Source organism: Micromonospora sp. LOL_013 (assembly GCF_048060315.1).
Taxonomy (GTDB): domain Bacteria; phylum Actinomycetota; class Actinomycetes; order Mycobacteriales; family Micromonosporaceae; genus Micromonospora_E.
Genome location: NZ_JBHMIQ010000030.1, coordinates 1 through 21295, shown reverse-complemented (window position 1 = coordinate 21295; position 21295 = coordinate 1). Strand labels below are relative to the sequence as shown.

Below are 21295 nucleotides of genomic sequence, written 5' to 3'. Positions count from 1 at the left end.
GATCGGAGTTGAGTGGAATAGACTCAAGTCTGGTGGTGTCCTCATCAGTGGACCAACCTGCCGTACAGGGGAGCTCATGAACGCCGAACGTTTGACCACCAAGAGTCGCGAAGTCATCACCGCCGCGGTCGCCATCGCCAACCAGCGGGGCCACGCCACGGTCGAACCGTGGCATCTGCTGCTCTCCCTGCTGGACACCGGCGGCTCAACCGCCGCCGGCCTGCTGCGGGCCGTCGGCGCCAACCCGGTGGAGATCCGCCGGTCCGCCGTACGGACCGTGGAGAACCTGCCCGCCGCGCGCGGCTCCAGCGTCGCCGAGCCGAGCCTGTCCCGCGAGTTCGCCAACGCGATCGGCGCGGCCGAGCAGATCGCCCGTCCACTCGGCGACGAGTACACCTCCACCGAGCACCTGTTGGCCGGCCTGGCCCGGGTCGGCGGGGCCGTCGCCGGGCTACTCAAGGATGCCGGAGCCACCGAGGAAAACCTGGTCGCCGCGTTCCCGTCGGTACGCGGCGGCGACCGCCGGGTCACCACCGCCGACCCGGAGCAGACCTACCAGGCCCTGGAGAAGTACGGCGTCGACCTGACCGCCAGCGCCCGGGACGGCAAGATCGACCCGGTGATCGGCCGGGACGCCGAGATCCGCCGGGTGATCCAGGTGCTGTCCCGGCGTACCAAGAACAACCCGGTGCTGATCGGCGAACCCGGCGTCGGCAAGACCGCGATCGTCGAAGGGCTCGCCCAGCGGATCGTCGCCGGCGACGTACCCGAGTCGCTGCGCGACAAGCGGCTGGTGTCGCTCGACCTCGGCGCGATGGTCGCCGGTGCGCAGTACCGGGGCCAGTTCGAGGAGCGGCTCAAATCCGTCCTGGAGGAGATCAAGAGCTCCGACGGCCAGGTGATCACCTTCCTCGACGAGCTGCACACCGTGGTCGGTGCCGGCAAGGGCGAGGGCTCGATGGACGCCGGCAACATGCTCAAGCCGATGCTGGCCCGTGGCGAGCTGCGGATGGTCGGCGCCACCACCCTCGACGAGTACCGCGAGCACATCGAGAAGGACCCGGCGTTGGAGCGCCGGTTCCAGCCGGTGCTGGTCGGCGAGCCGACCGTGGAGGACACCATCGGCATCCTGCGCGGGCTCAAGGAACGCTACGAGGTGCACCACGGCGTACGGATCACCGACGCCGCGCTGGTCGCCGCCGCCGGCCTGTCCGACCGCTACATCACCGACCGGTTCCTGCCGGACAAGGCGATCGATCTGGTCGACGAGTCCGCCTCCCGGCTGCGGATGGAGATCGACTCCCGGCCGGTCGAGGTCGACGAGATCGAGCGGGCCGTCCGCCGGCTGGAGATCGAGGAGATGGCGCTGGCCAAGGAGCCGGACCCCGGCTCGGCGCAGCGCCTGGAGCGGCTGCGCCGGGAGCTGGCCGACAAGCGCGAGCAGTTGACCGCGCTCAGCGACCGCTGGCAGCTGGAGAAGGGGCACATCACCCGGATCTCCACCGCCCGCGAGGAGTTGGAACGCCTCGGCGGCGAGGCCGAGCGGGCCGAACGCGACGGTGAGCTGGAGCGCGCCGCCGAGCTGCGGTACGGCCGGATCCCGGCGCTGCAGGGCGAGCTGGCCCGCGCCGAGACCGAGCTGGCCGCGCTGCAGGCCGACGGCGCGATGCTCAAGGAGGAGATCGGCGCGGACGACATCGCGGCCGTCGTCGCCGCCTGGACCGGCATCCCGGCCGGCCGGCTCATGGAGGGCGAGACCGCCAAGCTGCTACGGATGGAGTCCTCGCTGGGGGCCCGGGTGGTCGGCCAGGCCGCCGCCGTCACCGCCGTCTCCGACGCGGTCCGCCGGGCCCGGGCCGGGGTCGCCGACCCGGACCGGCCGACCGGCAGCTTCCTCTTCCTCGGCCCGACCGGCGTCGGCAAGACCGAGCTGGGCAAGGCGCTGGCCGGGTTCCTCTTCGACGACGAGCGGGCCATGGTTCGCATCGACATGAGCGAGTACGCCGAGAAGCACTCCGTGGCCCGGCTGGTCGGTGCCCCGCCCGGCTACGTCGGGTACGAGGAGGGCGGTCAGTTGACCGAGGCGGTACGCCGCCGGCCGTACTCGGTGATCCTGCTCGACGAGGTGGAGAAGGCTCACCCGGACGTCTTCGACGTGCTGCTGCAGGTGCTCGACGACGGTCGGCTCACCGACGGGCAGGGCCGTACGGTCGACTTCCGCAACGCGATCCTGATCCTCACCTCCAACCTCGGCTCGACGCTGATCAACGACCTGACGTTGACCGAGGAGCAGCGCCGCGACGCGGTGCTGGCCGTGGTCCGGGCGCACTTCAAGCCGGAGTTCCTCAACCGGCTGGACGACATCGTGGTCTTCGCGATGCTCAGCGGCGCCGAGCTGCGGTCGATCGTGGACATTCAACTGGACCGGATGCGCCGGCGGTTGGCCGACCGGCGGCTGACCCTGGACGTCGACGACACTGCCCGCAGCTGGCTGGCCGAGCACGGCTACGACCCGATCTACGGAGCCCGGCCGCTGCGTCGACTGGTCCAGTCGGCGATCGGCGACCAGTTGGCCAAGGCGCTGCTGGCCGGCGAGATCCGTGACGGCGACACCGTCCGGGTGCAGCTCGCCGACGACAAGGAAGGGCTGGCGGTGCAGGCCGGCTGACCGGCATCGATGTGCATCGGTGAGTGCTGTCGATCGCTCTGCTCGACGGCGCGGCCGGGTTCGGCGACGAAACGCGAGGTCGACGCGGCGTCCGTTTGCCCCGTGTCACTGGCGGGGTACCGCTACGGTGATCTTCCGAAGCTTCGGGAAGGAGAGCCGTGTCGGATCCGAATCCGGCCGCGCCACCGGTCAAGGCGCGGCCGAGCACCGTCACCATTTCGAGTTACCTGCTGTTCCTGATCGCCGCGCTGCAGGTCGTCGGCCTGATCGTCGCGCTGTCGGTGATGGGCACGATGCAACAGGTCTACGAGGACGCCTACGCCGGCACCGACATGGAGGCCATCAGCAGCCTTACGACGATCTCCCTGATCGCCGGCGCGATCTTCGGCCTGCTGATCGCCGCCGGCCTGGTGGTGCTGGCTCTGCTCAACAACCGGGGCAAGAACCCGTCTCGGATCGTCACCTGGGTGCTCGGTGGCATCTTCCTCTGCTGCTCCGGGGGCGGGCTCGCGCTCGGAGCGGCCGGCAGCGCGTTGCCCACCGGCCCGACCAGCACCGACCCGGACATGCCGGACCCGGCGCAGGTGCAACGGGATCTGGAGGCCGCGCTGCCCGGCTGGTACGAGCCGGCCAACCTGTTGCTCGGCGTCGTGACCGTGCTGGCGCTGCTGGCCGCGCTGATCCTGCTGGCGCTGCCGCCGTCGAACGACTTCTTCCGTAAGCCGGCCGTGGCCTGGGAGCCGCCGGTGCCGGGCGGTGGGTACGGCGTGCCGCCGATGCCGGGCGGCGCCTACCCGAGTTACCCAGCCGCCCCCGGTGGGCCGCCGGCTGCCGGCCCACCGCCGACGGCCACCCCGCCCGGTCCGCCGCCGACCCCTAACGCGCCGCCGGCTGCCGAGCCGCCGGAGAATCCGCCGGGCAACCCCCCGCCGCCGACCAGCTGACGATCAGTCGATCACGGGTCGGTCCGCCCGGGGCGGACCGACCCGCCGGTACGGGGAGACCCGGTCCTCGTAGGAGGTGACGACGTGGGGGACAAGCCTGCCCTGCGTACCGCACTGGTCACCGGGGCCACCGCCGGCCTCGGTGCCAGCTTCGCCCGTCGGCTCGCCGCCGACGGGTATCGGCTGGTGCTGGTCGCCCGTGACCGGCAGCGGCTCACCACGTTGGCGGACGAGTTGGCCGACCGGCACGGCGTGACCGTCGAGGTGCTCGACGCCGACCTGGCTACTGACGGTGGAGTGACCGCCGTGGCCGACCGGCTGCGGTCCGTCGACGCGCCGGTCGACCTGCTGGTCAACAACGCGGGCATCGGTCTGAACCGGTCGTTCCGGCGCACCGATGAGGCGGACGAGCTGCGGCTGCTGCGGCTCAATGTGGAGGCGGTGCTGCGGTTGACGCATGCTGTCCTGCCCGGCATGGTGCAACGCCGACAGGGCAGAGTGATTAATGTCTCGTCGGTGGCGGGCTTTGGGCCATTAGCAGCTGGTTCGACCTATTCGGCGAGCAAGGCCTGGGTGACAAACTTCAGTGAGTCGATCGACATGTCGGTCCGCCACCTCGGGGTGCGGGTGATGGCGTTGTGCCCGGGCTACGTCCGCACCGAGTTCCACGAACGCGCCGGCATCCGGACCTCCGGCTCGCCGACCTGGCTGTGGCTGCGGGCCGACGACGTGGTCGCCGATGGCCTGCGGGACCTGGCCAGGGGGCGGGCGGTGAGCGTCCCCGACTGGCGCTACAAGACGCTCGCCACTGTGGTGCGTCACGCTCCGCATGGACTGCTCCGGTTGGCGGCCGGGCGCCCAAAGAGTCGCGAGTGAGCCGAAGAGCGTATCAGCGGGTACGTCGCTGCACTGGTCGCCGCGTTGACCAGGGATTTCGTGGTGTATGACCAGGTAGCGAGGCGGATGGTGGATATCGGCGGGTTGCCGGGCCGGCGGATGGGGACCCAGTGACGGGCAGTACTCTTTGTGACATGGGGAACCTCGACGACCTGCGCAAATTCATCACTGACCTGGCCGTGGTGCACGGCAGGGTGGTGTTGTCGTCAGGTCGCGAGGCTGACTGGTACGTCGACCTGCGGCGGGTGACGCTGCACCACGCCGCCGCACCGCTGGTGGGACGGGTGCTGCTCGATCTCACCGCGGACTGGGAGTACGACGCGGTTGGTGGCCTGACGTTGGGAGCGGACCCGGTGGCTCTGTCCATGTTGCACGCCGCTGCGGCGGAGCAACGGCGACTGGATGCCTTCGTGGTGCGCAAGGCTGGCAAGACGCACGGACTCCAGCGACGGATCGAAGGGCCGGACGTGGCCGGCCGGCGGGTGCTGGCAGTGGAGGACACCTCGACGACCGGCGGAAGCGTACTGACCGCTGTCGAGGCGTTACAGGAGGCAGGGGCTGAGGTGGTCGGCGTGGCGGTGATCGTCGATCGTGGGGCCGGTGACGCGGTTCGGGCAGCCGGACTGGCCTATCGGGCCGCCTATACGTTGGCTGACCTCGGCCTTCCGGCCTAAAAGTTTGCCGATTCGGATCTGCTGATATGCAGGCGGATCGATGCTGTTTGGTGGAAGGATGGGTTTCGTGGGAACTGCGTTGGCTGAAATGACCATGCCTCAAATCTCGCCGCTTGCCGGCGAGCCGATCGAACGCGCGGACGCGGAGCGACTCGCTGGAGTCCTCAAGGCGCTCGCCGACCCGGCCCGACTCAGGCTGCTCAGCCTGATCCAGTCGGCGCCGGAAGGCGAGGCCTGCGTCTGCGACCTCACCGCTCCGCTGGGGCTCTCCCAGCCGACGGTGAGCCACCACCTGCGTATCCTCACCGAGGCCGGCTTGCTGGAGCGGGAGAAGCGCGGAGTGTGGGCTTACTACCGGCTGGTGCCGACCGCGATCGCCACGATCGCGGATCTGCTGACCCCGCCGCGTAAGCGCGCCACCAAGAAGGCACGCTGACCTGACGGCGCCTTGCCTGGTCGACTCGCGGAGGCGGAGCTGCCAGGCAAGGTGCCCAAGGTTTACGGAGGTCGCCGCGTGACGTACATCGCTGGCGATCTGCGGGACCAGCTTGCCCACGTCGGGTCCGACGTGGTGCGCGCCGGTCTCGTCGTGGGCTCCGGCGGCAACCTTTCCGCCCGCCTGCCGGGCGACGATGAATGCTGGGTAACCGCGTCCGGCACCTGGCTGGACCGGCTCGGCCCGGCATCGTTCGCCCGGGTGCGGATCGCGGACGGCTGCACCCTGCCCGACGAACCGCAGATCCGACCGACCAGTGAGCTGGCGCTGCACCTGGCGGTCTACCGTGCCCGCCCCGACGTCCGCGCCATCGTGCATCTGCACCCGCAGAGCATGCTGCTGCTGGACACGCTCGGCGTACCGATTCGGCTGGTCACCACCGACCACGCCTTCTACCTGCGGCGCGTCGTCACCGTGCCGTTCGCGCCGCCCGGCGGACAGCGGCTCGCCCGAGCCGCCGCCGACGCGGCCGCCGACGGCACCAACTGCCTGATCCTGTCCCGGCACGGCTGCTCCGTACTGGCCGGGTCGGTGGAGCTCGCCCACAAGCGGGCGGTCAACCTGGAAGAGGCCGCCCGGCTCACCTACCGGGCACTGGCCATCGGTCGGCTCGACGACCTGACGCCGCTGCCGGCCGACTACCTCGACCGGCTGCCGGACACGGAGCACGGCACCGTCTGACCCGACCGGACCGGACCGACCCGATGAGGAAAAGCCCGCTGGGCCGGTCGGCCAACCGGCCGGCGGACCAGCTCAGTGGTGGGTCGGCAGCTGCGGCGATTCCTCCTGGGTGACATCGACCGCCGCGCGGCGCAGCCGACGCTGCTCCAGAACCACCATCGCGGTGACGATGGCGACCCCCAGCACCAGCAGCAACACCACCGACAGCACGTTGCTGCCAGGGGCGAGCAGCCCGCGCTCCTCGGTCTGCCACGGCCACAGCGCCCGCAGGCTACCGACGATCACCCCGGTCATCACCGCCAGGGTCACCCGCCGGTGGTGCTCCAACAGGTACTGCAGCAGCTTCACGAACAGCGTCAACCCGACGAGCATGCCGACGGCGAAGACCGCCAGGTAGCCGACGTCGCGGTCGTTGACCGCCTCGATGGTCGGCTCGTAGAGCCCGACGGTCAGCAGCAGGAACGACCCGGACACGCCCGGCAGCACCAGCGCGCAGACCGCGACCGCGGCGGCCAGCAGCACCACCACCGGGTTCGGGTCGATGCTGGCCGACGGTAGACCGGTCAGCACGAACGCAGCGACCCCGGCGGCGACCACCGCGAAGACGTCCCGGCCGCGCCACGGCCGGCCGATCATCGAGACCGGCACTAGCACCGAGGCCAGCACCAGGCCGAAGAACAACCCTCGGGTGTGCTCCGGGTACTCCTCCAGCATCGGCTCCAGCAGCCGGGCCGCCAGCAGCAGACCCGGCAGCATGCCCAGCGCCAGCGGGATGATCACCCCCCAGTGCACCTGCCGGAACTGCTCCCCGCTGCGCGCCCAGCCCTGCTTACGGGGCACGTCGGTGACCGCGTACCGGACCGCGCTGATCAGGTGCCCGGCCGAGGCGATGAGCCGCTCGTACACGCCGGTGACCAGGGCGATGGTCCCGCCGCTGACCCCCGGGACGGCCTCTGCCACCCCGATCGCCGCACCCCGGAACATATGGCCGACACGTTCGCGCACTGACATTCGCAGAACCATACCGGGCCAGTGCTCACAGTCGTGGGTCGACCGGTTCGGACTCGCAGGCGAGCACCGCGAAGACCAACTCGTGCCGGCGCCACAGCGGTGCGCCGGTGGCCAGCAGATCCAGCGCGGCCAGACCGAGACCGTGTTCGCGCAGCGCCATCGACCGTTTTCGGCCCAGCGACCGCCGGCGCAGCTCGGCCAACCGCTCCGGTTCGGTGTACTCCGGACCGTAGATGATCCGCAGATACTCCCGGCCCCGGCACTTGACGCCGGGCTGCAGCAGCCGGCCGGTGCCGCTGCGGGCGGTCAGTCCGGCGTACGGCTTGACCACCATGCCCTCACCGCCGGCCGCCGTCAGCTCCGACCACCAGTCGGTGGCGTCGGTCACCGCCGCCTCGTCAGTGAGCTCCACCACCCGCCGACGGGTGGTGGTGAACAGCTGCGGATCGGCCGCCACCAGCGCGTCCGCGCACTCCAGATGCCAGCCGTGGTCGCGGTCGGCGTACGAGCGGCCGTCGGCGGCCAGCACCGCGAACGGCGCCAGCGTCACCGCGTCCGGGTCACCGACGTACGCCCGGTAGGCGTCGGCGTACCGGTCGACGTCGCCGGCCCGGCGGGCCAACCGGGCACGCAGCTGCCCGACCGGCAGGCCCCGACCGGCGGCGGCGTCGAGCACGTCCAACGCGGCGGGCAGCGCGGCCCGGCCGGCGGCGGCGACGCTGGCGTACTGCTCGCGGATCAGCCCGAGCGCCTTCGCCGACCAGGGCAGCAGCTCGCAGTCGAGCAGCAGCCAGCCGGCCGGCCCGGCACCGGTGGTTAGCCGCTGCCACAGCCCGGCCGCCTCGGCCGCCGCCCGGATCCGGGCCAGCAGCGCCTCGGTCCGCTCGTCGGAGGTGAAGAACGGCCGCCCGGTCCGGGTGTGCACCACCCCGCCGCCGGGGCCGAACAGTGGGCCCCCCGCCGGGTCGCGGCAGACCAGCACCACCGCCCGGGATCCCATGTGCTTCTCCTGGCAGACCACCCGGTCGACACCGGCGGCCCGGTAGTCGGCGAACGCCTCCGCCGGATGCTCCAGGAACCCGTCCCGGGTCGACGTCGAGCAGGGCGACATGGTCGGCGGCAGCCAGACCAGCCACCGGGGATCCACCGCGAAGCGGCTCATCACCTCCAACGCGGCGGCCGCGTTCTCGGCCGGGACCGTCGTGGTGCCGTAGCCGTAGTCGATGTGCCGACGGCCGGTGACGTCGCGCAGGTCCAGCACGTCGTCGGGGCGGTCGGTGACCGGCCCGCCGATGTCGGCGGCACCCGGCTCGGCCGTCAGTGGCCGGACCGGCGGGTAGTACTCGCGGTCAGCCGGTACCGAGACGAGTTCCCGCGACGGGTAGCGCAGCGCGGTCAGCCGGCCGCCGAAGACGCAGCCGGTGTCGACGCAGATGGTGTTGTTCACCCAGTCGGGACGGGTCGTCGGGGTGTGCCCGTAGACCACGGTGGCGGCACCCCGGTAGTCGCGCGCCCACGGGTAGCGCACCGGCAGACCGTACTCGTCGGTCTCGCCGGTCGTCTCCCCGTACAGCGCGAAGCTGCGCACCCGGCCGGACGCCCGACCCTGGTATTCGGCCTTGAGCCCGGCGTGTGCCACCACCAGCGCGCCGCCGTCGAGCCGATAGTGGCTGACCAGCCCGTCGATGAACCGGGCGACCTCGTCGGTGAACCCGGCCGACTCGGCGGCCAACTGCTCCAGGGTCTCGGCCAGCCCGTGCGACACGGTCACCTTGCGTCCCCGCAGTTTGCGCAGCAGCTTCTGCTCGTGGTTGCCGGGCACGCAGAGCGCGGTGCCGGCCCGCACCATCCCCATCACCAGGCGCAGCACGCCGGGCGAGTCCGGGCCGCGGTCGACCAGGTCACCGACGAAGACCGCGGTACGCCCCTGCGGGTGCCGGGCGTCGACCGGTCGGCCGGCGTCGTCGCGGTCGAGCGCCCAACCCAGCTTCGTCAGCAGCGCCTCCAGTTCGGTGCGGCAGCCGTGCACGTCACCGATGATGTCGAACGGCCCGGTCAGCTCCCGCCGGTCGTTGTACAGCCGGGTCAGCCGGATCTCGGCGGCGTCGATCTCGTCGGTGCCGCGCAGCACGAACACGTGCCGGAATCCTTCCCGGGTCAGCCGGCCGACCGAGCGGCGCAGGTCACGCTGCATCCGGGTGATCACGTGCCGACCGAAGGCGCGGTCGGCCCGGCCCTGGGTCCGTTCCCAGCAGGTCTGCTCGGGCACGTCGAGCACCACCGCGACCGGCAGTACGTCGTGTTCCCGGGCGAGCGCGACCAGCCCGGCCCGGGCGTGCTCCTGCAGGTTGGTGGCGTCGACCACGGTGAGCCGGCCGGCCCGCAGCCGCTTGCCGGCGACGTAGTGCAGCGCGTCGAAGGCGTCCGCCGACGCCGACTGGTCGTTCTCGTCGTCGGCGACCATCGCCCGGAAGGTGTCCGAGGAGAGCACCTGGGTCGCGGCGAAGTGCCGGCGGGCGAAGGTCGACTTGCCGGAGCCGGAGACACCGACCAGGGCGATCAGGGCGAGTTCGGGGATCTCCAGCCTGTTCACCGGGCACCCCCGGCGCCGACGTCGTCGCGGCCGGTGCTGTCCGGGCCGGCGTCGTCGCGGGTGAAGACCGCCAGCTGGGTCGGCGGCCCCACGTCCGGATCGACCTCGCCGACCGGCCGAAACCCGACCCGGTAGCCGTACGCCGCGGCGACCCGGCCGGCCCAGTCGGCGAACTCGGCGCGGGTCCACTCGAACCGGTGGTCCGGGTGCCGCAGCGCGCCCGCGGCGAGGCCTTCGTAGCGCACGTTGTGCTCCACGTTCGGGGTGGTCACCAGCACGGTGCCGGGGCGGGCGTGGCCGAAGACCGCTTCGGCCAGCGCCGGCAGCCGGGGCGGGTCGAGGTGCTCGACAACTTCCATCAGTACGGCGGCGTCGTAGCCGCGCAGCCGGTCGTCGCGGTAGGTCAGCGCCGACTGCCACAGCCGGATCCGCTGCTGCTGGCGCGCCGGGAGCCGGTCCAGTCGCAGCCGCCGGGCGGCCAGCTCCAGCGCCCGGGCCGACACGTCGGTGCCGACGATCTCGGTGAACCGGGGCTGGGCGAGCAGTTCGGTCAGCAGCGCACCGCCGCCGCAGCCCAGGTCGAGCACCCGGGTGGCACCGGCCTCGGCCAGCGCGGTGAGCACGGCGGCCCGGCGGGTCGCGGCCAGCGGTCGCGGCCGGACCACCGCCGGCAGCCCGGCGTCCTCGTCAGCGCCAGTGTCGTCGTCAGCACCAGTGACGTCGTCGACGGCGGCGTCGGCGAGCCGGAGCTCGGCGGCCCGCGCCTCGGCGAGCCGGTCCTCGGCGCGTCGGGCGAGCACCCGCCGGTGGGCCAGGTAACGCCGGGTGATCAACCGGCGTTCCGGGTGGCCGGCCAGCCAGCCCTCGCCGGCCCGGATCAGCTTGTCCAACTCGTCCGGGGCGATCCAGTAGTGCTTGGCGTCATCGAGCACCGGCAGCAGCACGTACAGGTGGTTGAGCGCGTCGGCGACCCGCAGCGTGCCGGTCAGGGTGAGGTCGACGTAGCGGCTGTCCCCCCACTGCGGGTAGCGCTCGTCCAGCGGAATGGGTCGGGCGGTCACCGTCCAGCCGAGCGGGGTGAACAGTCGCTCGGCGAGAGTCGCGCCGCCCCGGCAGCGCAGCACCGGCACCCGGATGGTCAGCGGCAGGGCGGTGCCGGGCAGCTCGGGACGGTCCCGGCTCTCCCCGCGCAGCGCGGACCGGAACACCTCGGCGAGCGCGGCGGCGAGCAGGCTGGACGCGGCGTACGGCCGGTCGTTGACGTACTGGCCGAGGGTGAAGCTCGCCGGCATCGCGGCCGTGCGCCGGCCACGGCGCGGACCGCCGGCGGCGAGCCGCGCCGGGTCAACGTCGAGCAGCAGCGCGGCGGTGCAGCGCTGTTCGGTGGCCTCCGGGTAGAACACGTGCGCGGTGCCGGTGGGTACGTCGAACGACTGCATCCGGTCCGGATGTTTGACCAGCAGGTAGCCGAGGTCGGTGGCGGGCCGGTGGGTCGTCGTCACGGTCATCAGCACCCGGGTGATGGTGCCAGCCGGCCGCCACCGGTCGACACCGGTTATCGCGGAGGCGCGGTTTCCGTCTTATCGCGGATGCGTGGCGGCCGATCCGACGCGGTCAACGGTCAGCGGTAGCCGTCGTCGTCATCGAGGTCGACGATGCGGGACTGCTCGACCGCGTCCCAGTCGTCAACCTCCAGACCACGGTGTACCTCTGGTTGCTGCTCGACCGGGTTGGCCACGACCGACTGCTCGACCGCGTCGTCGGCGGGCGCCTCCGGGTCACGTTCCTCGGGAGCGAGGTGGTCCCCTGGGGCGATGTCCTCGTCCGGGTAGGTCATGTCGCCCTCCGTTCGTCCGTACCGGTGCTTCCACCACGGTACGGGTCAACCGGGGCGCCCGCTGACCACCGTCCAAGATAGGAGGCTTGTCCGTTTTTGTGACGCGGTGGTTTACTCCGGGTGGCAGGATGGGCGTATGGGATTTCTGATCAGGCTTGCGGTCAACGCGGTCGCCCTGTGGATAACCACGCTGATCGTGCCCGGCATCGACGTCACCGGGGACACCGCGACCAACAACGCGCTGACCCTGGTCATCGTGGCGCTGATCTTCGGACTGGTCAACGCGGTCCTCAAACCGGTCATCAAGGTCGTCGGCTGCGTCTTCTACCTGCTCACCCTCGGTCTGTTCGCCCTGGTCGTCAACGCCCTGCTCTTCCTGCTGACCGACTGGCTTGCGCAGCAACTGGACCTGCCGTTCGTCATCGACGGGTTCTGGCCGGCATTCTGGGGAGCGATCGTGATGGCCGTCGTCGGCTGGCTGATCAGCCTGGTCATCCCCGACAAGTACGACCGTCGCTGACCGTGCCCACAGACAGGGCCGATGTCGCCGGGGCGGTGCCGCTGCGGGATACTGCCTGACGGAGGACAGCGCGGTCCAGCGCAGTGAGCTGAGCATGGAATCCGGCCCGTCGACGGGCCGAACCGGTACAAAGGAGCGTTCGAGATGCCCATCGCCTCTCCCGAGGTCTACGCCGAGATGCTTGACCGCGCCAAGGCCGGCGCGTTCGCGTACCCCGCCATCAACGTCACGTCCTCGCAGACCCTCAACGCCGCGCTGCAGGGCTTCGCCGAGGCGGAGAGCGACGGCATCATCCAGGTCTCCACCGGTGGTGCCGAGTACCTCTCCGGCCCGACCGTCAAGGACATGGTCAGCGGCTCGCTGGCCTTCGCCGCCTTCGCCGAGGAGGTGGCCAAGAAGTACCCGGTCAACATCGCGCTGCACACCGACCACTGCCCGAAGGGCAAGCTCGACGGCTTCGTCCGCCCGCTGCTGGCCGCCTCCAAGGAGCGGGTCGCCGCCGGTGGCGCGCCGCTGTTCCAGTCGCACATGTGGGACGGCTCCGCCGTACCGCTGAAGGAGAACCTGGAGATCGCCACCGACCTGCTCGCCGAGGCCGCCGCCGCCAAGGTCGTGCTGGAGATCGAGGTCGGCGTCGTCGGCGGCGAGGAGGACGGCGTCGTCGGCGCCATCGACGAGAAGCTGTACACCACCGTCGAGGACGGGCTGGCCATGGTCGAGGCGCTCGGCCTCGGCGAGAAGGGCCGCTACATGGCGGCGCTCACCTTCGGCAACGTGCACGGCGTCTACAAGCCGGGCAACGTCAAGCTGCGGCCGGAGATCCTCAAGGAGATCCAGGACGCGGTCGGTGCCAAGTACGGCAAGGAGAAGCCGCTCAGCCTGGTCTTCCACGGCGGCTCCGGCTCGCTGCTGGAGGAGATCCGGGCCGCGCTGGACTACGGCGTGGTGAAGATGAACATCGACACCGACACCCAGTACGCCTTCACCCGCCCGGTCGTCACCCACATGTTCACCAAGTACGACGGGGTGTTGAAGATCGACGGCGAGGTCGGCGACAAGAAGTCGTACGACCCCCGGGCCTGGGGCAAGGCGGCCGAGGCCGGGATGGCCAAGCGGGTCGTCGGCGCCTGCGAGCACCTGCGCTCCACCGGCACCACGCTGGCCAAGTAACACCCACCGAACCACTCGCCGCGTGGCCGGTCCCGTACCCCGGGGCCGGCCGCGCGTCGCTGCCGGACGAACTACACCGGTAGGATCTACCGATTCAGAGTGGTCCGCTGCGGAGGTCGGTCGTGCTCGGCATCGATGGGTACGAGCCACAGTGGTGTCACGACGCCGCGACGCTCGCCGCCGCCCACCGGGCCCGGTTCTCCCGCATCATCGGACGTCCGCTGGTCGACACCTGGCTGATGTGGGACCTCGACCTGGACACCTGGTACGCCAACGGTCCGGTCATCCTCGGCTTCGGTGACGTCAACGTCGAGGTCACCCACCGCAAGTTCGACGAGTGCGCAATCACCTGGAACCAGGTGGACATGACGATGCCGGTGGACCAGCCCGGCCTGCGGCTGGACTGGCGCAGCGACCGCCACCCGGCGCCGCTGCCGGCCCGGGGCCGACCGCTGCGGGCGGTCAACGTGATCGAGCGGATCATGCCGTCGCACTGGCGGCCGCACGTGCTGCACGCGGTCGAGTTCCGCTTCGACGGTGCCCGGCTGGCCGTGCAGAACGCCCTCGACGAGAACGGCCTGTCCGCCGAACCCGACGTCGAGATGCCGATCGTCGCCTGGCGCCGCCGCCCCGTCGCCTGACCGGCCCGGTAGGGCACCGCACGTCCACCCATCACCCCGATCACCGAGGCCGGCGTCTGAGGCGTCGACCCAAGCCCGGTTGGTGTGGGCGGGGTCATTCGGGTTCGCCGGTGTGGTGGCGTAGGAGGATGACGGCGGTGAGGATGAGGAGTCCGGTGGTGAGGAGCCGCCGGGCCCGGTATTTGGTGTAGGCCCAGGTGATGCTGTTGCCCGCGTGGAGGATGGCGATGGCGAGCAGGACGAGGCCGAGGATGAGTACGGTGCCCTCGGTCACGGGTTGGTGGTTTCGGGGATGTGGTCGGCGGTCTGGGTGTGCGGTCGACGGTCGTGGCCTCGTGTCCGGAAGGTGACGTTGGCTTCGTTGAGGATTCGGTGCACGAAGCCGTAGGAGCGGTGGGTTTCGCGGGCGATGCGGCGGATGGAGTAACCGGCGCGGTACAGCTGCGCGAACTCGTTTCTGCAGCTGTACCGGTCGATACCGCTGATGCGTCGTCTTGGTGTCATCTGCCGGGTGGTCGCTGATACGGGTGGATGCGCCGTTGACTTGTCCTGAGCTTGTGTCCGGCTTGTGTCGAAGGCGGTGTTGGTGCCCGGCGTGGCGGGGGTGTGGCTGGTGTCGGGGAGGGTCATCACCGCTCGCGACCTGGACCGCCAGCGGCAGCGTGGGGGGTGCGGGGTTGGCGCCACATGGGCCATAGGGGTGGTCCGCCGTCGGGGAGGTGGATCGGGGTGGGGGTGGTGTCGTAGTAGCCGTGTCGTTGGTAGAGGCGGCGGGCACCGTGGCTGGTGGCGACGAGGTGGATGCCGGTGCCGGCGGTGTCGCAGGTGGTGTGGCGGTGGGTGAGCAGGGCGGTGCCCATGCCGTGGCGCTGCCGGTCGGGTGCGACGCCGAGGTAGGCGAGGTAGGTGTGAGGGCGGCGTCGGGGTGGTGGCGAACGCGTCGACCAGGGCGGGTACGAGTGGTGGGATGTCGTGGCGGTCGGCGACACGGATCACAGTGGTGGGGGTGGTCATCGGTGGATTTCCTTCCGGACGGTGGTGTGGGTGGTGGCGTCGGCTCCGGTGCCGACGGTGGCGTAGACGTGGGGGCGTGTGTGGTGCAGGACGGCGGCCCAGGCGAGGCCGGTGGTGATCGCGGCGGCGTAGAGGCCGGGCAGCGCCCACCGCGCGGGTGAGCCGGCAGGGGTGTCGAGGAGGTCCCCGAAGCCGGCGAGAGTGGCGGTGAGGATGACGGCAAGCACGACGAACGCCCCGGCGGGTGCGGCGGTGACGGCCCAGCGGCTCTCACCACGCCGGTGGTCGCGGAAGAACAGGACGGCGGCGAGGCTGGTCGCGGTCATCAGGCCCAGTACGCCGAGGCCACCGGTGACGGTCAACCAGAAGAACAGGTGGACGATCGGGTCCAACCCTGTCGCCGCGTAGGCGGCGATGACGAGGCCGGCCACGCTCGTCTGGGTCAGGGAGCCGAGTTTCGGTGCCCCGGTCCGGCCGTGGGTGCGGCCCAGGCTCGTGGGGAGGACGTGTTCACGGCCGAGCGCGAACAGGTAGCGGGCGACGAGGTTGTGGAAGGCGAGCAGGGCGGCGAACAGGCTCGTGACCAGCAGCAGCCGGCCCACGTCGACCACCAGCCCGGGTAGGTGGCCGCCGACGAGGGCGAACATCAACTCGGGTCCGTGCTGGGCGGCGGCGTCGATGATCCGGTCGGGGCCGGAGGCGGTCTGCATCGCCCACGCCGACCCGGCGTAGAGGATCGCGGTGACGGCGATCGCGGTGTAGGTGGCGTGGGCGACCGTGCGGCGGGGGTCGCGGGTCTCCTCCGCGAGGACGGTGGTGGCCTCGACACCGACGTAGCCGGCGATCCCGCCGACGAGGATCGCCGCCATCCCCGGCGCGGCCAGATGCGCCGGCTCCAACCCGTACAGCCCCAGCCCTCCGGCGGCGGGGTGGGTGGCCATGATCGTGTCGAAGACGACCACCACGGTGATCTCCGCGACCAGCAGCACACCCAGGACCCGGCCGTTGAGGTCGACCCGCGCCAACCCCAGACCCCCGACCAACAGCCAGCCGGCGACAGCCCACACCCACCACGGCACGTTGACACCGGCCACCGCCGCTGCGGCGGCCGCGACGACACCGAACGCCCCGTACAGGCCGACCTGCATCAGGTTGTAGGCCACCACCGCGACGAACGCCGCCGCCACACCCCAGGCGGGGCCGAGACCATGCGCGATGTAGGAGTACATCGACCCCGCGTTGACGACATGCCGCGACATGGCGACGTAGCCGACCGCGAACAGCAGCATCACCACCGCGGTCGCCGCATAGGCGACCGGCACACCGGTCAGGCCGGTCACCGCGTACGCCGTCGGCACCGCCGACGCGGCCACCGTCATCGGCGCCGCAGCCGCCAACACGAAGAACACCACCTGCGGCACCCCGAGCCGGGACCGGGCCAACACGGCGGCGACACCACCCCGACGCGGACGCGGCACACCATGAGAAACAGACACAACACACTCCCGAGAAAAGCCAAAAAGGGGGCAGGCCGACAAAAGGACAGCGGGCGTGCCGGTAGACGCCTGGCCAGCGGCGACGGTGGTCAGGTCCGACCGCCCAACACCGCCCGGCCCACCGCCGCCGCCAACTCGACCAACAGCACGTCGACCTGCGGCGGCAGCGGACTCACCAACCGGCCGAAACGCAGGCGAGCCCGTGGCCCGCCGTCGAGGAACCGGCTCTCGACACCAACAGCCACACACAAACCCGCCAAAGCCGTGTCGAACGCATCCAGCCGCTCACCCCGACGAACACGGGTCGCCAACCGGGCCCACGGCCACGCCGCCACATTCATGTCCACCGGCTCCCACACCGTCCGGGTCGCCATCAGCCGCCGGACCCGCACCGGCCGCACCACCCCGGCCTCGGCCAGCCGCTGCCCCACCGCCGGCACCGACGCGTCGGCCAGAACCTCAAGCCACACCGGGACCGGCTGCCCAGGCTCCGCCGCCACCCACGCAGCGACCTGCCGCTCGAACCCACCCACCCCCGCCACCGTCGACGGCGGACATGCCAGATGACCCGCTGGTGTCACCGCCAGTGAACCGGCCACGACCAGATCCGCCACCACAGCGGCCGCCACCCCGAACCCGGCGATCCGCGGCGTCAGCCGCAGCTGACCGGACACATCATGGTGAGCCAAGAGGAAGAACTCATCCGCCAACAGCCGACGATCAACCGGCAACGACAACGCCGACCGTCGATGAGTCCCGGACTGGTAGACGGTCATCGCGGGTGCCGTCCTGTCCACGGTTTGAATGGCCGGCGCGACGCTGCTCGTCGGTCGCGCAGGTCGAGGGCCGGCAGGTGGGCGTCTGGCTTGGTTGCGCGGTCGCGGTAGGTACGCGGCTGGCCGCCGAGTCTCGCTGCGAGGAGCCACTGATCGGCGGCACGCGGTAGACCCGAGCGCTGATCGACATGCTGCAAACAGCCTGGACAAGGCGGTGGATGTCGAACAGCCTCGACACGAACACTCGACGCTGGGGGTTACCTCAGCCGCGTACGCCTCATGGCTTTGGCCTGTTCAGCCGAGGTCGTGCTGGAACCTTGGTGTCGGGAGGTATCGACAGCGACGGAATAATGTGTGCGCTTGCACTGCCATCGGCCAGACACGCGGACAACCGCGACGCCAGCCCTAGACGAGTAGTTCCGAAGTTCGGTCAGTAGTCGTAGGCGATCAGTGACCGGGTGACGGGTGCGCCGGTCTTGTTGTTGTGCCAGATCGCGGCGGCCATCGCGAGGAGGCGTTGGGCCACCCGTACAGCGACGCCGGCGAAGGTCCGTCCGCCGTGTTGTTCCAGGTCGAGTTGGCCTTTGAGGGTGTCGTTGACCGACTCGATCAACTGGCGGACCTTCTTGAGCATCGGTTCGCCGTAGCGGGCCTTCTCCTTCTTGCGTGACGGGCGTAGCAGGGTGATGCCCTGGTCTGCGAGGTCCCGCTCGAGTGTTCTGGACGCGAAGCCCTTGTCGCTGATCAGCAGGATGCCGTCGTGTTCGGCGACGACACCGGCCTCGACCTCCAGCATCGCGGCGAGGACCTCCCGCTCGCCGATCTTCGGGTTCGCCAGGGCCCACAGGATCGGCATCCCGGTCGGGGTGCGGACCAGGTACAGGCGCAGTCCCCAGAAGAACCGGGAGTGGGAGGCGCAGTAGCCGTATCCGGCCCAGCCTGCCAGGTCCGAGCGTTGCACGGTGGGGCGGGACATGCCGCACGGCACCGGGGTGGAGTCGACGATCCAGTGGTTGTCGAACCAGAAGGCGCTGTCGCGGGCCAGGTTCCGGATCGTCTTCCTGATCAGCGGGAGGGCGGCGCGGAGCCGTTTGTTGTAGCCGGGCCGCTGCGGTAGGTAGGGGAACATGCCGGCCAGGTGGACACGGGCGTAGCGGATCCAGTGGGCTTCCGAGCGTGCGCCGAGCAGGACCTGAGCCACGGCCAGGCAGACCAGTTCGGAGTCGGTCAGCAGTGGTGGCCTGCCACGCCACCGAGGTGTGCGGATGCTGTCGTCGATCTTCACGTACAGTGCGGTCAAGAGGGTATCCAGGTCTTGCGTCACAACATGATCTTGGATGCCCTCTCCTCATGCCCGGAGATCGACCCCTGACTTCGGAACTACTCGTCTAGCCGACGCATCTCCACTCCCAGTCGAGCACCGGATCGTGCTTCCCACCATTGCTGCGGTCAACTCGTTGGCCGGGAGCTCAGCGAGCTGGGTAGTGCCGTAGGGTCGCGCAGAAGGACGTCGCGCGGCTGGTCTACAGCACCCGCAGCACCGTGGCGAACGTCGAAGCCGGTCGGCGGGTGGTCGACACCGGCCGGGATCGTTGGACGTTGCGCAGGATGATCTTGCCGCGCCCGGCAGTCCATCCCCACTGCGGTCCGTCGTTGTGTGGTCGGCTCTGCGCTGGAGCGCTACGGCGGCCTTCGAGGCGTAGCGGGCTGCGGGCGTGGCTGGTCAGGGTCGGGTGTGCTGTTGGAGGATGGCGAGGCTGGTGGCGAAGGTGGTGGTCAGGCTGTCGAGGACGGCCTTGCCTTTGGTGGCGGTGGCGGCGGATGGTGCGCCGATGACGCCGGTGTGGGTGTAGCCGCGCATGCCGAGCACCAGAAGGTCGGGTCGTTCGGTGAGGTGGTCGGCGGTCTGGTAGCCGGGTCGGACGAGGTCGGGGCACAGGTGCAGGAGCAGGGAGGTCTCAATCTCACCGGCGTGCATGTCGTCGTGGCTGGTGCTGTCGAGGCCGGCGTGCTGGCGGGCGGTTTCCCAGTCCTGCCTCCTCGGGTAGAGGGCCATGCGCCGTCCGCTCGTGTTGGCCTCTTGGACGATGTTGGATAGCACGTAGTTGCCGCCGTGGCCGTTGACCACGACCAGCCGGTCGACACCGGCCTGCTCTAGCGACTGCGCGATGTCGGTGATGATCTGGGTCAGGGTGGAGGAGCGAATGCTGACAGTGCCCGGCCATCCGGTGTGTTCCTGCGAGCAGCTGATCGTCACCGGGGGCAGCAGCAGCAGGTCGTAGGCGGTCGCGGCGGCTTTCGCGATCGCGCAGGCCACGACGGTGTCGGTGATCAGCGGAAGGTGGGCGCCGTGTTGTTCGAAGCTACCCACCGGGAGAACGGCGACGCTCGCGGCCCGGCTGGCCTCGTCCGTGGTGGTCGCGGTGGAGATCAAGTCCATGATCACAGTCTGGTCGTTGACGCGACGAGGGAAAAGGCATTGCGGAAATCGACGACCTCGGTGGATCCCGTTACGCCTGCGAGCCGACCGTGGAGTTGGTTCAAGGAGGTCATCGCCCTGGCCGCCGAGGTCGCGGCGGCCAATCTCAGGGCGCGGCTGCCTTCGGCACCCGCCTCGGCCAACCGGTTCGTCGCAGCGTAGGACCGGGCGAGCCAGCTCCGGGTGAGCGCTTCATCCTGGCGGTAGTCGCCGGGCCAGTCGGTAAGGACCGTTTCCAGGGTCTCCGTCGCCGCAGCGGCGTGGCCGAGTTGGAGCAGGCAGTAACCCTCATGAGCGCGGAGGTAAGCGTGGGTGCAGTGGCGGCCGATGGTGTCCGGGTCATCTGCGGTGTTGCCCATGGACCGGCTGACAAGCTGGTGCGCGGTCTTGATCGCGGAGAGGGACCGCAGTCGTTCGTTGCGAAGGGCGTGTCCCTGGGCCTGGCGGATGAGGCAGAGGGCGCGGTCGCGGTCGGTAAGTGGCACGAGTGTCTCGGCGGTTTCGGCGAGTCCCGTCGCCTGGGTGCCGTCGAGGCGGTCGACGGCCTGCTGCGCTTGGCGCATGACGACGTAGGCTGCCATCCGCTTGTCGCCCGCCCGGTGTGCCAGGGTGAGTGCGTGGTCGAGCCAGTGGGCGGCCGCGTTGACGTCGGCGAGGTTGTCGGCGGTCCAGGACGCGAACTCCGCCCATCGCGCCTCCACTGCCAGAAGACGTGGCGTGAGGTCGTCCGGGGCCTCGCGGCGGTAGCGGCGGACGATGGCCAGCTCTCGGCAGACAGCGCCGTACACCTGGCGTGAACCGAAGACGTTGTGCGAGGCGGCCAGGAGCCGTAGCAGTTCACTCCAGTGCAGCGCCAAGGCGGGATCGACGCCAGCTGGGTCGGGAATCGGATCGAGGGCGGACACCGTCACCGGCCCCGGGATATCTGGAGCGTTGCCGGTCGATGCTGGTAGCGCCGCTGGGAGGTCGCCGGCAGCTGGCTGTATACCGACATCGGTCTCGCCCCAACGGGCCAGCTGCCTCGCCTCGACCCTTTCGCGGTCGAACCGTTGCTTCAGCCGCACGTAGGCGTCGTAACCGGCGAGTAGCGCGCCGCCGGCGTCCAAGAATTGATCACACCGCTGCCAGAAGATCCGGTCGGCTACCTGCTGACCCCGTTCCACCCCGGCGATGGTGCTGCGGGTGCTGTACACCCGCCCGGCGACATCGGCCTGGGTCAGACCACGCGACCTTCGCCGGTGAGCGAGCGCGGCACCGAGCTCCCGTTTGACGTCCTGGACCTGCCGCGGATCGATCACGAAGTCCCCGACTCTCCACCACACGTTGAAATAGCACAATGTCCCGCACCGGGTTTGATGGAGACATCGAAACCTGGGAGGAACACCAGCGATGCCCGCA

At 70.5% G+C, this 21295-nt stretch carries 22 protein-coding genes; 10 read left to right on the top strand and 12 right to left on the bottom strand.

What is annotated here, in order from left to right:
- Nucleotides 1–76 precede the first annotated feature (76 nt).
- The 6 genes from clpB (at nt 77) to ACFHWS_RS19865 (ending at nt 6360) form a co-directional block, all read left to right on the top strand.
- Nucleotides 77–2668 carry an ATP-dependent chaperone ClpB gene (gene clpB, locus ACFHWS_RS19890; protein WP_416568762.1) on the top strand — a complete coding sequence of 864 codons (2592 nt, stop codon included), beginning with the start codon at nt 77–79 and terminating at the stop codon, nt 2666–2668.
- 158 nt (nt 2669–2826) lie between these two features.
- Nucleotides 2827–3612, top strand: coding sequence for a hypothetical protein (locus ACFHWS_RS19885; protein WP_416568761.1), 786 nt, complete (start codon nt 2827–2829; stop codon nt 3610–3612).
- Between the two features lie 84 nt (nt 3613–3696).
- Entirely contained in the window at nt 3697–4488 is a 792-nt protein-coding gene (locus tag ACFHWS_RS19880) for an SDR family NAD(P)-dependent oxidoreductase (RefSeq protein WP_416568760.1), read from the top strand.
- 155 nt (nt 4489–4643) lie between these two features.
- Nucleotides 4644–5183, top strand: coding sequence for an orotate phosphoribosyltransferase (gene pyrE / locus ACFHWS_RS19875; protein ID WP_416551018.1), 540 nt, complete (start codon nt 4644–4646; stop codon nt 5181–5183).
- A 58-nt stretch (nt 5184–5241) separates the two neighbouring features.
- Nucleotides 5242–5619: an ArsR/SmtB family transcription factor gene (locus tag ACFHWS_RS19870; RefSeq protein WP_123606510.1), complete on the top strand. Its 378-nt coding sequence runs from the start codon at nt 5242–5244 to the stop codon at nt 5617–5619.
- Between the two features lie 78 nt (nt 5620–5697).
- Nucleotides 5698–6360 (top strand): class II aldolase/adducin family protein, encoded by a 663-nt coding sequence (locus ACFHWS_RS19865; RefSeq protein WP_416568759.1) that lies wholly within the window; start codon nt 5698–5700, stop codon nt 6358–6360.
- A gap of 72 nt (nt 6361–6432) precedes the next feature.
- Here the strand turns inward: ACFHWS_RS19865 and ACFHWS_RS19860 are convergent, their stop codons facing one another.
- The 4 genes from ACFHWS_RS19860 to ACFHWS_RS19845 form a co-directional block, all read right to left on the bottom strand.
- Nucleotides 6433–7320 (bottom strand): DUF368 domain-containing protein, encoded by an 888-nt coding sequence (locus ACFHWS_RS19860; protein ID WP_416568758.1) that lies wholly within the window; start codon nt 7318–7320, stop codon nt 6433–6435.
- A 76-nt stretch (nt 7321–7396) separates the two neighbouring features.
- Nucleotides 7397–9964, bottom strand: coding sequence for a polynucleotide kinase-phosphatase (locus tag ACFHWS_RS19855; RefSeq protein WP_416568757.1), 2568 nt, complete (start codon nt 9962–9964; stop codon nt 7397–7399).
- A complete protein-coding gene (locus ACFHWS_RS19850) occupies nt 9961–11478 on the bottom strand; it encodes a 3' terminal RNA ribose 2'-O-methyltransferase Hen1 (protein ID WP_416568756.1) in 1518 nt (505 codons plus the stop codon). The genes ACFHWS_RS19855 and ACFHWS_RS19850 overlap by 4 nt, the downstream gene beginning before the upstream one ends.
- 107 nt (nt 11479–11585) lie before the next feature.
- Entirely contained in the window at nt 11586–11801 is a 216-nt protein-coding gene (locus ACFHWS_RS19845; protein WP_123606506.1) for a hypothetical protein, read from the bottom strand.
- Nucleotides 11802–11937: 136 nt separating this feature from the next.
- On the opposite strand from ACFHWS_RS19845, the gene ACFHWS_RS19840 reads away from it, so the two are divergent.
- From ACFHWS_RS19840 to ACFHWS_RS19830, 3 genes are all read left to right on the top strand, one after another.
- Entirely contained in the window at nt 11938–12321 is a 384-nt protein-coding gene (locus ACFHWS_RS19840; RefSeq protein WP_416551023.1) for a phage holin family protein, read from the top strand.
- A gap of 144 nt (nt 12322–12465) precedes the next feature.
- On the top strand, nt 12466–13491 hold the full coding sequence (gene fbaA, locus ACFHWS_RS19835; RefSeq protein ID WP_416551024.1) for a class II fructose-bisphosphate aldolase: 1026 nt from the start codon (nt 12466–12468) through the stop codon (nt 13489–13491).
- A gap of 122 nt (nt 13492–13613) precedes the next feature.
- Nucleotides 13614–14132 carry a hypothetical protein gene (locus tag ACFHWS_RS19830; protein WP_416551025.1) on the top strand — a complete coding sequence of 173 codons (519 nt, stop codon included), beginning with the start codon at nt 13614–13616 and terminating at the stop codon, nt 14130–14132.
- Between the two features lie 94 nt (nt 14133–14226).
- Here ACFHWS_RS19830 and ACFHWS_RS19825 read toward each other — a convergent pair whose 3' ends face one another.
- The 8 genes from ACFHWS_RS19825 to ACFHWS_RS19790 all read right to left on the bottom strand — a co-directional run bounded on the left by ACFHWS_RS19825 (nt 14227) and on the right by ACFHWS_RS19790 (nt 21117).
- A complete protein-coding gene (locus tag ACFHWS_RS19825) occupies nt 14227–14406 on the bottom strand; it encodes a hypothetical protein (RefSeq protein WP_416551026.1) in 180 nt (59 codons plus the stop codon).
- A complete protein-coding gene (locus ACFHWS_RS19820) occupies nt 14403–14636 on the bottom strand; it encodes a helix-turn-helix domain-containing protein (RefSeq protein ID WP_416551027.1) in 234 nt (77 codons plus the stop codon). The genes ACFHWS_RS19825 and ACFHWS_RS19820 overlap by 4 nt, the downstream gene beginning before the upstream one ends.
- Before the next feature lie 125 nt (nt 14637–14761).
- Nucleotides 14762–15121, bottom strand: coding sequence for a GNAT family N-acetyltransferase (locus tag ACFHWS_RS19815; protein WP_416551028.1), 360 nt, complete (start codon nt 15119–15121; stop codon nt 14762–14764).
- A 21-nt stretch (nt 15122–15142) separates the two neighbouring features.
- Complete coding sequence (locus ACFHWS_RS19810) at nt 15143–16642, bottom strand: APC family permease (RefSeq protein WP_416551029.1); 1500 nt, start codon at nt 16640–16642, stop codon at nt 15143–15145.
- Between the two features lie 89 nt (nt 16643–16731).
- A complete protein-coding gene (locus tag ACFHWS_RS19805; RefSeq protein ID WP_416551030.1) occupies nt 16732–17418 on the bottom strand; it encodes a GOLPH3/VPS74 family protein in 687 nt (228 codons plus the stop codon).
- Between the two features lie 430 nt (nt 17419–17848).
- Nucleotides 17849–18742, bottom strand: coding sequence for an IS982 family transposase (locus ACFHWS_RS19800; protein ID WP_416568755.1), 894 nt, complete (start codon nt 18740–18742; stop codon nt 17849–17851).
- Nucleotides 18743–19141: 399 nt separating this feature from the next.
- On the bottom strand, nt 19142–19858 hold the full coding sequence (locus ACFHWS_RS19795) for a creatininase family protein (protein ID WP_416551032.1): 717 nt from the start codon (nt 19856–19858) through the stop codon (nt 19142–19144).
- Nucleotides 19859–19860: 2 nt separating this feature from the next.
- Nucleotides 19861–21117, bottom strand: coding sequence for a hypothetical protein (locus ACFHWS_RS19790; RefSeq protein ID WP_416568778.1), 1257 nt, complete (start codon nt 21115–21117; stop codon nt 19861–19863).
- Between ACFHWS_RS19790 and ACFHWS_RS19785 the strand changes: the two genes are divergently transcribed.
- The coding region (locus tag ACFHWS_RS19785) for a hypothetical protein (RefSeq protein WP_416568779.1) at nt 21007–21295 on the top strand (289 nt) is incomplete at its 3' end. The genes ACFHWS_RS19790 and ACFHWS_RS19785 overlap by 111 nt on opposite strands.

What these genes read in the sequence shown, in the direction of transcription:
- clpB (WP_416568762.1), top strand. Translation starts at nt 77, where the DNA reads ATGAACGCCGAACGTTTGACCACCAAGAGTCGCGAAGTCATCACCGCC.
- pyrE (WP_416551018.1), top strand. Translation starts at nt 4,644, where the DNA reads ATGGGGAACCTCGACGACCTGCGCAAATTCATCACTGACCTGGCCGTG.
- ACFHWS_RS19870 (WP_123606510.1), top strand. Translation starts at nt 5,242, where the DNA reads ATGGGTTTCGTGGGAACTGCGTTGGCTGAAATGACCATGCCTCAAATC.
- ACFHWS_RS19845 (WP_123606506.1), bottom strand. Translation starts at nt 11,801, where the DNA reads ATGACCTACCCGGACGAGGACATCGCCCCAGGGGACCACCTCGCTCCC.
- ACFHWS_RS19840 (WP_416551023.1), top strand. Translation starts at nt 11,938, where the DNA reads ATGGGATTTCTGATCAGGCTTGCGGTCAACGCGGTCGCCCTGTGGATA.
- fbaA (WP_416551024.1), top strand. Translation starts at nt 12,466, where the DNA reads ATGCCCATCGCCTCTCCCGAGGTCTACGCCGAGATGCTTGACCGCGCC.
- ACFHWS_RS19820 (WP_416551027.1), bottom strand. Translation starts at nt 14,636, where the DNA reads ATGACACCAAGACGACGCATCAGCGGTATCGACCGGTACAGCTGCAGA.
- ACFHWS_RS19805 (WP_416551030.1), bottom strand. Translation starts at nt 17,418, where the DNA reads ATGACCGTCTACCAGTCCGGGACTCATCGACGGTCGGCGTTGTCGTTG.
- ACFHWS_RS19795 (WP_416551032.1), bottom strand. Translation starts at nt 19,858, where the DNA reads ATGGACTTGATCTCCACCGCGACCACCACGGACGAGGCCAGCCGGGCC.